General features: G+C 70.2%; 10 protein-coding genes. 5 read left to right on the top strand and 5 right to left on the bottom strand.

Annotation, left to right across the window (positions count from 1 at the left end; genetic code table 11):
• Window positions 1-378: 378 nt before the first annotated feature.
• Window positions 379-762: an ATP-binding protein gene (locus NE234_RS38440; protein WP_252785890.1), complete on the bottom strand. Its 384-nt coding sequence runs from the start codon at window positions 760-762 to the stop codon at window positions 379-381.
• A gap of 127 nt (window positions 763-889) precedes the next feature.
• Here NE234_RS38440 and NE234_RS38430 point away from each other — a divergent pair, with 127 nt between their 5' ends.
• On the top strand, window positions 890-1,645 hold the full coding sequence (locus NE234_RS38430; protein ID WP_308206978.1) for a GntR family transcriptional regulator: 756 nt from the start codon (window positions 890-892) through the stop codon (window positions 1,643-1,645).
• 229 nt (window positions 1,646-1,874) lie between these two features.
• On the opposite strand, the gene NE234_RS38425 is transcribed toward NE234_RS38430, so the two are convergent.
• Together NE234_RS38425 and NE234_RS38420 are read right to left on the bottom strand one after the other, a co-directional pair.
• Window positions 1,875-4,238: an FtsX-like permease family protein gene (locus NE234_RS38425; RefSeq protein WP_252785889.1), complete on the bottom strand. Its 2,364-nt coding sequence runs from the start codon at window positions 4,236-4,238 to the stop codon at window positions 1,875-1,877.
• The gene (locus tag NE234_RS38420) at window positions 4,232-4,981 is read right to left on the bottom strand and encodes an ABC transporter ATP-binding protein (protein WP_252785888.1); all 750 of its coding nucleotides are present in this window, start codon (window positions 4,979-4,981) and stop codon (window positions 4,232-4,234) included. The genes NE234_RS38425 and NE234_RS38420 overlap by 7 nt, the downstream gene beginning before the upstream one ends.
• Window positions 4,982-5,114: 133 nt before the next feature.
• Here NE234_RS38420 and NE234_RS38415 point away from each other — a divergent pair, with 133 nt between their 5' ends.
• Both NE234_RS38415 and NE234_RS38410 read left to right on the top strand, forming a co-directional pair.
• Window positions 5,115-6,410, top strand: coding sequence for a sensor histidine kinase (locus NE234_RS38415; RefSeq protein ID WP_252785887.1), 1,296 nt, complete (start codon window positions 5,115-5,117; stop codon window positions 6,408-6,410).
• On the top strand, window positions 6,410-7,018 hold the full coding sequence (locus NE234_RS38410; protein ID WP_252785900.1) for a response regulator transcription factor: 609 nt from the start codon (window positions 6,410-6,412) through the stop codon (window positions 7,016-7,018). The genes NE234_RS38415 and NE234_RS38410 overlap by 1 nt, the downstream gene beginning before the upstream one ends.
• 122 nt (window positions 7,019-7,140) lie before the next feature.
• Here NE234_RS38410 and NE234_RS38405 read toward each other — a convergent pair whose 3' ends face one another.
• Window positions 7,141-9,717, bottom strand: a complete 2,577-nt coding sequence (locus NE234_RS38405; protein WP_252785899.1) for a phosphoenolpyruvate carboxylase — start codon at window positions 9,715-9,717, stop codon at window positions 7,141-7,143.
• A 155-nt stretch (window positions 9,718-9,872) separates the two neighbouring features.
• Between NE234_RS38405 and NE234_RS38400 the strand changes: the two genes are divergently transcribed.
• Both NE234_RS38400 and NE234_RS38395 read left to right on the top strand, forming a co-directional pair.
• Window positions 9,873-11,477: an acyl-CoA carboxylase subunit beta gene (locus NE234_RS38400; RefSeq protein ID WP_252785886.1), complete on the top strand. Its 1,605-nt coding sequence runs from the start codon at window positions 9,873-9,875 to the stop codon at window positions 11,475-11,477.
• Window positions 11,478-11,488: 11 nt separating this feature from the next.
• Window positions 11,489-11,704 carry an acyl-CoA carboxylase subunit epsilon gene (locus NE234_RS38395; RefSeq protein WP_252785885.1) on the top strand — a complete coding sequence of 72 codons (216 nt, stop codon included), beginning with the start codon at window positions 11,489-11,491 and terminating at the stop codon, window positions 11,702-11,704.
• An 87-nt stretch (window positions 11,705-11,791) separates the two neighbouring features.
• On the opposite strand, the gene NE234_RS38390 is transcribed toward NE234_RS38395, so the two are convergent.
• Window positions 11,792-14,392 (bottom strand): hypothetical protein, encoded by a 2,601-nt coding sequence (locus tag NE234_RS38390; RefSeq protein WP_252785884.1) that lies wholly within the window; start codon window positions 14,390-14,392, stop codon window positions 11,792-11,794.
• Between the last annotated feature and the right edge of the window lie 36 nt (window positions 14,393-14,428).

Here is a 14,428-nt window from a genome sequence, read left to right as displayed (position 1 = left end):
CCCTGACCACCGGCGAGGGCACGATCTGACCCTAGGACTCAAGGTCCAGGCGAGCGCAGTGCTCACTCACCGGCGGCTACCAGGCACCGAGTCTGCCCGAACAGCCAACCCGGTAGCTCCCATTAGGGCGGGCGACAGGGAGGTCGATGATCGTGTCTCCGACCCCCGCGGCATGTACAGGTCTAGCTCGGAACAGCCGGAGAAGCCCTGCGAGGAATGAACGGATCGCCGTGCGCTTCGAATCCGCTGTGCCTGGGCCGGCGTCCGCGTGACGTCCAGCGCCGCTCCGAGGTGCGCGGGTTCGCCGGCGCCTTCGAACATCATCCATGGGACGGCGGACACTTCCGTGTGTTCGGTGGTACTCCGGCGCTCGGCTGGTCACGCCTTCACCTCGGCCCAGGCCAAGCGGCCTTCGCTGGACACTTCGTCGCCCATGACGTCGGCGAGCTGGGTCACGATGTGCAGGCCACGGCCGAAGTCGGCGGCTTCATCCGCCGCCCAGACGTCCGAGGCTCCCCGTCGAGGGCCTTCATCCCGGACTTCGAGGCGAATCCTCTCGCCATCGGCGGTCAGCCGCAGGCGGATGTGCCCGCCCTCGGCCGCCGTCGAATGGCGGACGCAGTTCGTCGCGTAGTCGCTGGCGATGATCTCCATGCGGTCACGAGCGTCCTCGGGGAAATCGCCGAGGACTTCACGCACCCAGTGCCGGACGCCGGGCACCATCGACGGCGAACCTGCGACCTCCAACGCCCACTCACTCACGGCTCACATCCACTCACCCTCAGTCATCAAACCTGGAATCCAGGTTGTTGCCTGGATTCCAGGATGTCAAGGGCTCCCCTACGATGGACCTTGATCGAAAGATGACTTTCGAGGGGAGACCGCCGGAGTGCCGACTGAAAATCTGCTCTACCCGCGGGTTGCGGACGATTTGCGCCGCCAGATCATCGACGGCGAACTGACCGCCGGATCACGGCTTCCCTCACGCGCCCAACTCGCCGAACAGTTCCACGTCAGTGAGAACGTCGTACGCCGAGCGATCGACGTCCTCATGGCCGAAGGGCTCATCGAGACCCGTACCGGTGCCCGGCCCACCGTCCGGCAACGTCCGCAGCTACGCCGGCTCACTCGCTCCTGGTACCGCGAGCAGCGCGAAGGATCGCCCTTCCGCGCCGACATCCAGGCCCAAGGCCACGAAGCGGACTGGACCTGCGAATCCAAGACCACGACCGCCTCGCCGACCATCGCCGAGCGGCTCCGCATCGCAGCCGACGCGCCGGTGATGCGCTCGGACTACGTGTTCACCTCCGACGGCGAGCCGGTCATGATGAGCACGTCCTACGAGCCGTTGGAATTGACGCGCGGCACACCGGTGATGCTGCCCGAACGCGGCCCGTACGCCGGCCAGGGCGTCCGGGACCGCATGTCGGCTATCGGGCAGCACATCGTGACAGCGACCGAAGTCGTGACGGCCCGCCCCGCCACGCAGAACGAGTCGGCCGCCATGGATGTCAGCGCGGGCACCATCGTGATGGTCATCCAGCGGACGTACTGGACCGATGAGCGACCGGTGGAGACAGCCGACATCGTCGTGCCCGTCGACCGCTACGAACTGCTGTATGTCATCCCCGTCGAGGGTGATTGAGTCCCCTCGGACGTTGGAGGATCCTCACCGGGGGGTGGCCCATCGCGTTGGACGCTGTCCCCTCACAAGGAACAAAGTGGCTCCTGACGGGACACGCGCTGAAGACACACACCCACCCGGGCACCCGGTTCGGCGCGAATGTCCACGTCCCCGGGTCGGCACCCCGTACACGACGAACGCCGGTGCAGGCTGTCCCGGATCGGGGTCCTCGCGTTCGGCCGTGGTTCGGTCAGACGGCCAGGTGCAGGCCGATCAGCACGGTGGCCGCGGCCGCCACGGCCGTCAGGGCGCCGGCGGCCGTCAGCAACGCGTACTCCTGGCAGACGAAACCGACCGCCTGCAGACGGGTCGTTCCGATCCGGCGGAGCAGGGCCACTTCGCGGCGTCGGCCGGAGATCGCCGTGGCCGCCGTGGCCACAGCGCCGATCAGTCCGTAGACGGCGGCAATGCCGATCATCACCAGCAGACCGACGCGGGTCTGGTCCGCCTGGCGGTCGGTGACGGTGGCCGCCCACCGAGAGGCGGCGACGACCGTGACGTCCGGCGTGGTAAAGCCGCGGGTGCCCGGCGGGGTGACCCGATGGGGAGAGCGCACCACGGCCCGCACCGCGGCGGCGGCTGCGCGGCCGGCGCGCAGGTAGATGCGGTCGGGTTGGGCGCGACCGGCGCGATGGGGGCCCAGGACGAGGCGCGGGCCGCCGGGTTCGGCGTCGAACACCGCGATGACCCGCAGGGTCGCCGGAGTGCCGTCGGCCAGCCAGAGGTGGATGGTCTGCCCGACGTGCTCGTGCCAAGAGCGATCGAGCGCCACGGTCGCGTCGTTCAGGCCGCCCAGTGAGCCTTGGCGGACGTGCACCCCGAGCACGGCCGGGGAGTCGATGGCGATGGCGGGGAACGGCACGGGGGCCGGTGCCTCCAGATGGAACGGTGTCAGGGCGGGTTCGCGGGTGAGCACGCTCGTATCGGTGACGGTGGTCGCCGCCACGCCCGGCACGGCGTGGACACGGGCGACCAGCGCGGGGGGCAGTCCGGAGGCGTCCGTGGGCAGAACGACGAGGTCGGCGGGTGCCGATTGGCGGTGCAGGCCGCGGTTCTCGACCGTCTGGGCGGTCCTGGTCGCGCCGAGGACCGCCAGGGCGAGTCCCAGGGTGATCATGAGCGGGACGACGGTGCTCGCAGCCTGGCGGGAGCCGGTGGTCACCCGTTCGCGGGTCAACAGGCCGCCGGGACCGGCGCCGCGGGTGAGCGGCCACGTGAGCATCCTGACCAGTGGCGGGAGCAGGGTGGGGGCCAGCAACGCCGCGCCGCCGACGATCAGCAGCGCCAGTTCGACGTCGGTCTTGGCGTCCAGGGCGGTGCCGGGCATCAGGGCGGCCACCGTGAGCAGCAGCACCGAGCCGCAGCCGAGCGCGGCCAGGCCCAGCAGTCGCCGCGGCAGACCTGATCCGCGGCGCTCGACCTCCGCCTCGCGCAACGCCTCGGCCGGGCGGACGGTCGCGGCCCGCGCGGATGCGGCCACCACGGCCAGCACCGCGACCAGGACACCGGCCGTGAACGCGAGCGTCAGCGGCGCGGTGCACGCGGCGGTGCGCGGGACGGTGAACCAGGCCGGGGCCATGGCGTGCCGGGCCAGCCATCGGGCCAGCAGCGGCCCGCCGAACAGACCGAGCGCGCACCCGGCGGTCGACCCGGCCAGCCCCACCAGCACCGCCTCGATGCCGACCGCCCGGACGACCTGCACCGGTGTGGCGCCGAGTGTCCGTAGCAGCGCCAGTTCACGGCGGCGGCGCGCGACCGCCAGGCCGAACGCGCCGGCGGTGACGTACAGCGAGACGGAGGCCGACAGCAGCGCGGCGACGCCGAGGAAGGAGGTCAGGGACGTCAGGTCGGCGCGGTCGCGCAGTGCCCCGGGATCGGCCAGGGCCCGGTCGCGGCCCGTCAGGACCCGCACGCCGGGAATGTCGGCGGCGCGCCGGGCGGACGCCCGGTCGGTGGGCACCAGCGCGTCGACGGGCGGTGACAGCCGGGCCGCCTCGGCGTCGGTGAAGAAGACGGCGTGCTCGACCTGGGTCGTGCCGGAGGGAGGCCGCGCGGTGCCCACGACGGTGTAGAGGCCGTCCCGGCCGGCGGCGCGGACCATCACCCGCTGCCCCGGCCGGGCACCGCCGGAGGTGACGAGCTCATCGGGACGGGTGGGGGCGCGACCAGAGGTCAACGTGTAGGGGGCGAAGGCCGCCGAGGACCAGCCGTGGCCGACCTGGTCGGCCGGGCCGCCGGGCAGCCGAGCGGGGAAGGTGCGGTCCAGCGCGGCGCCGGGGAAGCGGGCGAGGACCGCGGCGGACAGGGCGGGCTGCTCGGCGAACGGCACGGCGGTCGGCGTCCCGTAGCGGTCCCGTAGCCGCAGGTTCGGGTCGGCCTGGACGACGGCGGGGGCGGCGGCGAAGCGCCGCGGCAGCCGGTGCGGATCGTCGGAGGCCGCTCCCAGCACCAGCGCCATCGTGGCGATCACCGCGACGCCGAGCGCGAGCGCGGCCAGCGGTCCGGCGAAGGAGGCCCAGCGGGTCCGCAGGCCCGCGGCTGCGACGCTCAGCATGCCGTCGCCTCCCCGGCCGCCGCGGCCTCCAGGCCGGCCAGCCGCGCGGCGACGGTCGCCGCGTCGGGGCGCTCCAGGCTCCCGGCGAGGCGACCGTCGGCCAGGAAGACGACGCGGTCGGCATACGCGGCGGCGACCGCGTCGTGGGTGACCATGACGATCGTCTGGCCGCGGTCGGTGACCAACGTCCGCAGGATCCGCAGCACCGCGTGCGAGGCCGTGTTGTCCAGGGCCCCGGTCGGCTCGTCGGCGAACAGCACGCGCGGCTCGGTGACCAGGGCACGGGCGATCGCGACGCGCTGCTGCTGCCCGCCCGAGAGCTCGGCGGGCCGGTGCCGCGCCCGGTCGTCAAGGCCGACGGCGCCCAGCGCGGCGCGTACGGCCCGGGCATCGGGGCGCTTCCCGGCCAGCCGAAGCGGCAGCCCGACGTTCTGCTCGGCCGTCAGCGCGGGCAGCAGATTGTAGGACTGGAAGATGAAGCCGACGGTCTCGCGCCGTAGCCTGGTCAGCGCGGACTCCCGCAGCCGCGACAGGTCTTTGCCGGCCAGCGAGACCGTGCCCGCCGTCGGCCGCTCCAGCCCGGCGGCGCATTGCAGCAGCGTCGACTTGCCCGACCCCGAGGCACCCATCACGGCGGTGAACGAACCTTCCGCCAATCCCAGGGAGATCTCGTCCAGGGCGGTCACGGCGCCGGAGCCCGTCCCATGAATCTTGCTCACGGCGGTCAGCCGCACGATGTCCATGGCTCCAGGCAACCGGTGCGGCCGGGGCCGAGTCGATCACCCGGGCCACCGTGTGCGGGGTATGCCTGGCCTTACCCCCGCCGTCACCCGCGCCTGATGGTCCGCCTCCGAGCACCGTCTCTATCCTGACGCGATGGAAGTGATCACGGCACTGCGGCGGCGCGGTTTCCTGGCGTCGGCGTGGCCGTGGCGGAGCCTGGCGTACCTGGTGACCAGTTCGGTCCCCGGAGCGCTCGCGCTGACCATCGTGGCGGCGGTGCTGATCGTCGGCGGAACCCTGGCCTCGGCGCTCGTCGGGTTGCCGATGCTGGCGGCGCTGGCCTTCGCGGGCGTGCCGGTCGCGGCGTTCGAGCGGTGGCGGCTGCGCCTGGTGGACACCGAGCCGGTGGCCGACCCGCACCGTGTCCCGGACGGGCCGGGCGTCGGCACGTGGCTGGCGACCCGGGTCCGTGAGCCCGCGACCTGGCGGGAGCTGGGCTTCACGGTGCTGCTCGCGACCGTCTTGTGGCCGATGGACCTGGCCGTCGCCGCGGCGGGGGCCGCCCTGCCGGTCGCGCTGCTCACCGCGTGGATGCCCGTCCTGTCGGGCGGACGACGCGGGCTGGCGCCGGGTGTGGCGGTCCACAGCCCCGCGCAGGCGCTGGCGGCGCTGCCCGCCGGGATCATTCTGCTGGCGGCCGGCGCCTACCTGATCACCGCGGCGGCGGCCGGGCGGGCGGCGCTGACCCGGCGGCTGCTGAGCCCGCGTCCCGACGAGGCGGCACGGCTGCTGGCGGAGGTGACCGGGTCCCGCGCCCGGCTGGTCAACGCCTTCGAGGCCGAGCGCCGCCGCATCGAACGCGACCTGCACGACGGTGCCCAACAGCGGCTCGTCGCGATCGCCACCAGCCTCGGCCTGGCCCTGCTCGACCTGCCGCCCGGGCCCGCCGCCGACCACGTCGCGCACGCCCACCGGCAGTCCCGGCTGGCGCTCACCGAACTGCGCGAGCTGATCCACGGCATCCATCCGCAGGTCCTGACTCAGCACGGACTGGCCGCCGCCCTGCAGGACGCCGCGGACCGTTCGCCGTTGCCGGTGGACCTCGCCCTGGACCTCACCGGCCGCCTACCCGCCCCCGTGGAGGCCACGGGGTACTTCATCGTCTGCGAGGCCCTGGCCAACATCGCCCGGCACAGCGACGCCGACCGCGCCTGGATCACCCTCGGGCACCGCGCCGGCACGCTGCTCCTGGAGATCGGCGATGATGGCGTCGGAGGCGCCGACCCGGCCGGCGGCAGCGGCCTGACCGGCCTGTCCGACCGGCTCGCGGTCATCGGCGGCGTCCTCACCCTGTCCAGCCCGCCCGGGGGCCCGACCGTGCTGAAAGTGGAGTTGCCGTGTCCGGAGCCCGTCCCCTCCGCGTCGTCCTCGCCGAAGACGGCGCCCTGATGCGCGATGGCCTGACCGCCGTGCTCACCCGGTTCGGACACCAGGTCGTCCAGGCGGTCGGGGACGCGCCGGCGCTCGCCGCCGCGGTCGAGACGCACAAGCCCGACATCGTCGTCACCGACGTGCGCATGCCTCCCACCCAGACCGACGACGGCCTGCGCGCCGCGATCGCCCTGCGCGAGCGCCACCCCGACCTGCCGGTGCTGGTGCTCAGCCAGTACATCGAGACGGCCTCGGCCGGTGAACTCCTCGGCTCCACCGACGCCCGCGCAGTCGGCTACCTGCTGAAAGACCGCGTCATCGACGTCACCGACTTCGCCGACGCCGTCCACAAGGTCGCGGAGGGCGGCATCATCATCGACCCGGAGGTGATCCGCCACCTTCTGGGCCGCCGCCGCGACCCGCTGGAACGCCTCACCCCCCGTGAACGCGAGGTGCTGGCGTTGATGGCGCAAGGCCACTCCAACACCGCCATCGCCCAGGCGCTCACGGTCTCACCCGCCGCCGTCGGCAAGCACATCAACAACATCCTGGCCAAACTCGACCTTCCTCCGGACGCCGATGTCCACCGCCGGGTGCTGGCCGTCCTCACCTTCCTCCGCTCCTGAACCCGGCGGACACCCACGACGACCCGGACCGAGCAGCACGGCCGGCGCGGCCGGTCGAAGAACGAACGCCGCCGGCCCGCCCCTGGGGGCGTGGCCGGCGGCGTACCGTCGGGTCTCCTTGATCAGCCGGTGTTCTGCAGGCCGGCCGCGACTCCCGCGGCGGCGAGGAGCAGCAGGTCCTCGATCCGCTCGCGCTCGGCGTCGTCGTCGACCCCGGCCCGCAGCTCCTGCAGCGCGCGCAACTGGAGGTGGGACAGCGCGTCGACGTACGGATTGCGCAGCTCGACCGCGCGGGACAGCACCCGGCGGTTCTCCAGGAGCCGGGTGTGCCCGGTGACCTCCAGGACCAGGGAGCTCGTGCGGTCGTACTCGGCCAGGACCGTCTCGGCCAGCTCCGGCCGGTCGCCGAGGGCGAGGTAGCGCTCGGCGATCGCGCGATCGGTCTTGGCCAGGCTCATCTCGGCATTGTCCAGCAGCGCGGCGAACAGCGGCCACGCCTGGTACGCCTCGCGCAGGGCGTCCATGTCCTCGGCGGCGGCCAGGCCGCTGCCCAGGCCGTACCAGCCGGGCAGGTTGACCCGCGTCTGCGTCCAGGAGAACACCCACGGGATCGCCCGCAGGTCGTCCAGCGAGGTCGTCGCCTTGCGGCGGGACGGCCGGGAGCCGAGCCGGAGGTTGCCCAGCTCGTTCAGCGGGCTGACGCGGGCGAACCACTCCGGGAAGCCCGGCGACTCCACCAGCGACCGGAACGTCCGCTCCGCGGCGACGCTGATCTTGTCGGCCAGCGGCCGGAACCGCTCCGCCGCCGCGACCGCGTGCTCCTGCACCGCCGGCGTCGAGGCCAGCAGGACCGCGTTGGCGACCTGCTCGACGTGGCGCTGGGCGATCTCCGCGTGGCCGTACCGCGCGAAGATGACCTCGCCCTGCTCGGTGACCTTGAACCGGCCGGCGACCGAGCCCGGCGCCTGCGCCAGCACGGCGCGGTTGGCCGGGCCGCCGCCGCGCCCGAGCGCGCCGCCGCGGCCGTGGAACATCGTGAGCCGCACGTCGTGCCGGTCCGCCCAGGCGGCGAGCGCGGCCTGCGTGTCGTACAGCTTGAGGGTCGCCGTCGTGGGGCCGAGCTGCTTGGCCGAGTCGGAGTAGCCGAGCATGACCTCCATGCGGCGGCCGGTCTCCAGCAGGCGGCGGCGTACCGGCGCGAGGTGCAGCATGCCGTCCAGCACGGCCGGGGACCGGTCGAGGTCCTCGCCCGTCTCGAACAGCGGCACGACGTCCAGCACCGGCGCCCGGCCGCCGATCGCGGCGGCCTCGGCCAGCTCGTACACGGCGGCGACGTCGTCGGCGGTGCGGGTGAAGGAGATGACGTAGCGGCGGCAGGCGTCCACGCCGAACCGCTCCTGCACCCACGACACGACCCGCAGCGTGTCGAGGACCTCCTCGGTCTGCTCGCTGAGCGGCCCGCCGGCGCGGACCTCGGCGAGGGCCTTCTCGTGCACCGCGGAGTGCTGGCGGACCTCCAGCTCGGCCAGGTGGAACCCGAAGGTCTCCACCTGCCAGATCAGGTGCTGCAGTTCGCCGTACGCCTGGCGCCGCGCGCCCGCCGCGACCAGGGACTCCTGGACGATGCGCAGGTCGGCCAGCAGGTCGTCGGGGCCGCGGTACGCCAGGTCGGCGTGACGCAGCCGGGTCGCGTTGATCCGCTCGGCGGCGTACAGCAGGAACACGCGGTGCGGCTCGCCCGGCGACCGCTTGCCGATCTCGGCGATGAGCTCGGGCTGTGCGGCGCGGGCGGCGGCGAGCGCGCCGCGCAGCGCCTCGGACGGCGGCGTCGTCGTCTCGTGCACGGTCAGCGTGCGGCCGATCCGGGTGCAGGCGTTGCCCAGCGCGCGCAGGATGTGGTCGGCCTGGACGCCGATCGCCTCCCGGGTGATCTGCGCGGTGACGAACGGGTTGCCGTCGCGGTCGCCGCCGATCCAGCTGCCGTAGTGCAGGAACGGCTTGGCCAGCGGCGGCCGCTCGCCCGTGCCGGGCGCCAGCGCGGCGTCGAGCGAACGGTAGATCGCCGGGACCACCCGGAAGATCGTCTCGTCGAACATCGCCATCGCGGTGCGGACCTCGTCAAGCGGGTCCGGCTTCGTGCGGCGCAGCTGCGAGGTGCGCCAGAGCAGGTCGATCTCCTCGACCAGCCGGCGGGTGATCTCCTCGCGCTCCCCGCTGCCCGCGCGCGGGTCGTCCAGGTCGGTGAGCAGCTTGCTGATCCGCAGGATCGCGGTGACGACCGCCCGGCGGCGCGCCTCCGTCGGGTGCGCCGTCAGGACCGGGCGCAGCTCCAGGTCCTCCAGCAGCTCACGGACACGGTCCTCGCCGATCTCGGCGACCGCGGCGGCGATGGACTCGCGCTGCGGCGTCTCGCCGGTGTCCCGCTCCCGGAGCGTGCGGATCCGCTGGTGCTCCTCGGCGAGGTTGGTCAGGTGGAAGTACACGGTGAACGCGCGGGCCACCAGCTCCGCGCGGTCGATCGCCCAGCCGCCGACGATCGCGGCGACGTCGTCGACGGAGGTCTCGCCCCGGCGCGCGGCGAAGACCGCGTGGCGCAGGGCCTCGACGTCGTCGAGCAGGCTCTGTCCTCCGTACTCGACGAGAACGTTGCCCAGGAGTGAACCGAGCAACCGGACGTCACGGCGCAGTGGCTCGGGCATCTCCTGCCGAGCTGAGTTTCGTGTCGACACGCACCTCAGGGTAGTTCGTCCCGCAAGGCGATCCGAGTCCGTCTCGCCTGGTGAGAAGCCGCAGGGAGGGCGGAGATCGTGCCCCTCCTGGCGGGCCGTTCCGTTCGCTGGCTAACCTGATCTCCATGGCCACGCAAGCTCCCGAGCCCCTGCCCGCGGACGAGATCGACATCCACACCACGGCGGGCAAGATCGCAGACCTGGAGCGCCGCCGGTACGAGGCGGTCCACGCCGGCTCCGCGCGTGCGGTCGAGAAGCAGCACGCCAAGGGCAAGATGACCGCCCGCGAGCGCATCGACGCGTTCCTCGACGAGGGATCCTTCGTCGAGTTCGACGAACTGGCGCAGCACCGCGCGCACGGCTTCGGCGTCGAGAAGAACCGCCCGTACGGCGACGGCGTCGTCACCGGCCACGGCACGGTCGACGGCCGGCCGGTGGCGATCTTCTCCCAGGACTTCACGGTCGCGGGCGGCTCGCTCGGCGAGGTGTTCGGCGAGAAGATCGTCAAGGTCATGGACCACGCGCTGAAGACCGGCTGCCCGGTCATCGGCATCAACGACTCCGGCGGCGCCCGCATCCAGGAGGGCGTGGTCGCGCTCGGCCTGTACGCCGAGATCTTCAAGCGCAACACCCACGCCTCCGGCGTGATCCCGCAGATCTCCCTGATCATGGGTCCGTGCGCGGGCGGCGCGGTGTACTCCCCCGCCCTCACCGACTTCATCGTCATGGTCGACCAGACCTCGCACATGTTCATCACCGGGCCGGACGTCATCAAGACGGTCACCGGCGAGGAGGTGACGTTCGAGGACCTCGGCGGCGCGCACACCCACAACACCAAGTCCGGCGTCGCCCACTATCAGGCCTCGGACGAGCAGGACGCGCTCGACTACGTCAAGGCGCTGCTGTCCTACCTGCCGTCGAACAACCTGTCCGACGCGCCCGCGTACGACGCCGCCGCTGAGCTGGAGATCACCGACGAGGACCTCGAGCTCGACACGCTGGTCCCGGACTCGCCGAACCAGCCGTACGACATGCACACCGTCATCGAGCACGTCCTCGACGACGGGGAGTTCCTCGAGGTCCACGCGATGTTCGCGCCGAACATCATCTGCGGCTACGGCCGCGTCGAGGGCCGGTCGGTCGGGATCGTCGCCAACCAGCCGATGCACTTCGCCGGCACGCTCGACATCGAGGCGTCAGAAAAGGCCGCGCGGTTCGTCCGCACCTGTGACGCGTTCAACATCCCGGTGCTGACCTTCGTCGACGTCCCCGGCTTCCTGCCGGGCACCGACCAGGAGTGGAACGGCATCATCCGGCACGGCGCCAAGCTGCTGTACGCCTACGCCGAGGCCACCGTGCCGCTCGTCACCGTGATCACCCGCAAGGCGTACGGCGGCGCGTACGACGTCATGGGCTCCAAGCACCTCGGCGCGGACATCAACCTGGCGTGGCCGACGGCGCAGATCGCCGTGATGGGCGCGCAGGGCGCGGTGAACATCCTGTACCGCCGCGAGCTGGCCGCCGCCGAGGACCCCGACACCCGGCGGGCCGAGCTCATCACCGAGTACGAGGACACGCTCGCCAACCCGTACATCGCCGCGTCCCGTGGGTACGTCGACGCGGTGATCAAGCCGTCCGAGACGCGCGGCCAGGTGGTCAAGGCGCTGCGCGCGCTCCGCGACAAGCGCAAGACCCTCCCGCCCAAGAAGCACGGCAACATCCCGCTGTAGGAGAGGACCTGATGAGCGAGCGCCCCTTCCTGCAGGTCGTGCGCGGAGACGCGACGCCGGAGGAGATCGCCGCCCTGGTGGCGGTGCTGACCGCACGGGCCCGGGCCGCCGCGGCCGCACGGGGGGCGCCCCCGCAGCGCCGCTCGGCCTGGGCCGACCGCTCCCGACAGCTCCGCCGCCCCCTCCCCCACGGCCCCGGCACCTGGCGCACCAGCGCCCTGCCGTAAGGGCGGAGGTAGCGAGCGCCCTCAGGTACGCGGTTGGCGCACACCGCTCCGGCTTTCATATCTTGGGCATGCCGGCCTTGGGCGGCGTCAGGAGATCTTCCGCCGCCTGCGACTGGGGTTGCTTCGGATCCCGAATGCGAGGAGACCGAGCGCCACCAACAGCAGGATCAGGACGCCGACGCGTCCGGTGAGGAAATCCCAGGTCGTGCCCATGGTCCTGGTCCATACGGTGCTGCCTGGTGACTCGGTCGACACTCCGAGCCAGATCGAGCCGTCCGATGCCGTCGTAGGCCGATGCGTCGATGACTTCGCGGTTTGTGGCAGGTGCGGGTACTGCCGGTTCGTCGCCGAGGCGCTGAGCCTCTTTGGGTACAGATTGCTGAAGTCGACGCCACCCGTCATCACCGTGGACGTGACAACGGTTCCACCTTTGCGGACCGTGCGCTTGTAGGCGAAACCGCCATTCTGATACATGCGGAGCATCACGTCGTAGACCTGTTGAGGTCTCCATCCGTTCTGGAGCTTGGACGGGCCGAGCTTTCCCGAATCGATGAGACCGTCGAAAGACGTATGGTGACCCTCTTGGTGTCGCTTACGGATCCACTGTGCCACAATCCGAGCGACGAAGGCGCGGCGTATCGCTGCATATTCCGGCGCCGTATTAATCGCCTGGGTGATCTTCGGCACCAGCATCGTCCGATTGATGTGTTCACTCCGGGCGTCGACCTGCGGATTCGATCGGCACGAGAACCACCTAGATGGCATGGCGACGTGCGTCGCCTGGGTCTTTACCGCGAGCGTGGCCTTGAGGATGTAGAGAGAGGAGCCGTCCTCGCGCACCTCGACATCCCCCGGCACGATCCACAATCTGGAGGTGAAACATGCCTTACCCGAGGAGCCGGCGATAGCATCCCAGTATTGTGCACCGAAATCGGTCTGTGGATTCATCAGCTTGCTCGCGGTGTACTTCATTTGCTGGTCCGCTTCGAGCAACGCCCTACCGGCGTTGGTTTGCCCCAAGTCCGGATCGATGATTCTGTCCGGTTCGTCGGGGTTTAGATTGACCCAGAATTTGTCTGGACTTAAGACCAACCACGTCCGCAAGTCTGCGGTGCTGTTAACGACTGCGTCAATACTGGAGTCCATATCCTGCTGGAGTCCAGGCGGGGCCGCCCGCCCCGAGAGAGAGTAACGCACGCCGGATCCGGGATCATCCGACAGGTAGCGCAGTTGGACCGTGGAGAAGTCCACACCGCCATAGTCGTTCGATGCAAGCGCCTTAGTCAGTCCGTCCGAGGCTTTACCGGGGCATGGAACGGCCATCGGTAGCAGCGCCATCGACACGAGTCCATGGCCCTCCACCGGCCGCCCCATGGCCCTCGGCTTGGAGCAGCCCGGCACACCCAAGTTTTCGTTGCCCTCTTTTGACTCGTCAGCAATCTCCTGCATCTTTTTGCGCGACAGAGCGCGACTGTTGACCTTCAACAACGCCCCATGAACGGTATCGGCGAGTTCTTTCTCGTCTAGCATCCGTAGCTTGATCTCTTGGTTGTAAAGGTCCTGCCGCAACCTTGCCCGCACTGCTCTCATCGGTTTCAGCAGGGCATTTTGCTTCCAACTAGGGGCGTTGCTCACTTTATCGCGGTAGCGGCTCTGCACCGCCGCTGCGATGTCCACGAGACCGGAGGCGTATGTTGTGGCGTCCGCTCGGTTTCCTGCCTGCAACGCATCGGCCAGGTACCGGAGAAGCACTTTTCCGTACACCAGGCCGGTCACGACCGCTGAGATCTCTATTTCCTTGCTGTTGCCGTATGGGACGGCAAAGTCGAGGGCTCTCGCGATGGGGCTGCATCTGCCATTAGAAATGCTGCCGCAGGGCTGCTTCACGGTCAGCCCGGTGGGCGACAGCGTCGTGGAGTTGCCGCTGCGGGTAACCGCCCGCGCGAGCCTGTCACGGTAGTCGTTACCCTCTCCCAGACTCGTCAGTTCTCGTTCGAGCTTCTTCAGTGACTTGTCGATCGATACATCCGACGAACCAGCCTTTATCGAGTCGGCAATGTATTTAGCCTTGACCGTTAGCTTGAGAAGAATTATTTCGGTATGGAGTGCCTTGAACCCCTCCTTTGGGGTCTCTATCTCCTCCCCCTTATCTCCATTCTTCTTTACTTGAGGTGCGTTGTGGCCGACTCCTTGAAGTATTATGTCGCCAGGCTTTATGGCCGTCTTTGAGGTCAATTCTCGATATAGCTTTGGATTGCTGCGTTCAAGTGTCCACGGATTCAGGACCTCGAATTTGATGAAGCCTTCTTCCCGGTCGCCCCAGTTGGCTTCCAGGAGTTCCGCGAACCTCTTCCTGAGCTCCGGTGTTGGCACGTTGATGGGTTCCCAAACGCCCGCGAAGTTGCGGCTTAAGTCCTTGAGTCCGCCGGCGGCGATTACCTCCGACATCACGATCTTTCCGCGCTCAGTCTCGAGCACGGAGCTGTCGCCGAAGGCAGCGTTGTCGGTGGTGGAGTCGGCGGTGGCCGTCTCTCGCACCGTGGCGTTGGAGGCTCTAGCCGCCGTCGCGGGAGGAGTAAGAAATGAGACCAGGAAGACGAGAAGCGCGATGAGGGACCGTGTCCTAGGCTCACGTCGCGCGGCACTCGTTACGTTCCCCAACGCGTACCGCGAAATACGCGTATTCATCAGGCGCTCCTTTCGCAGCGCAGTGTGACATCACCG

It is taken from the genome of Actinoallomurus rhizosphaericola (genome assembly GCF_024055675.1).
Lineage (GTDB): Bacteria > Actinomycetota > Actinomycetes > Streptosporangiales > Streptosporangiaceae > Actinoallomurus > Actinoallomurus soli.
Note: the sequence above shows the minus strand (reverse complement) of the source record. Positions and strands in the feature narration are given on the sequence as shown.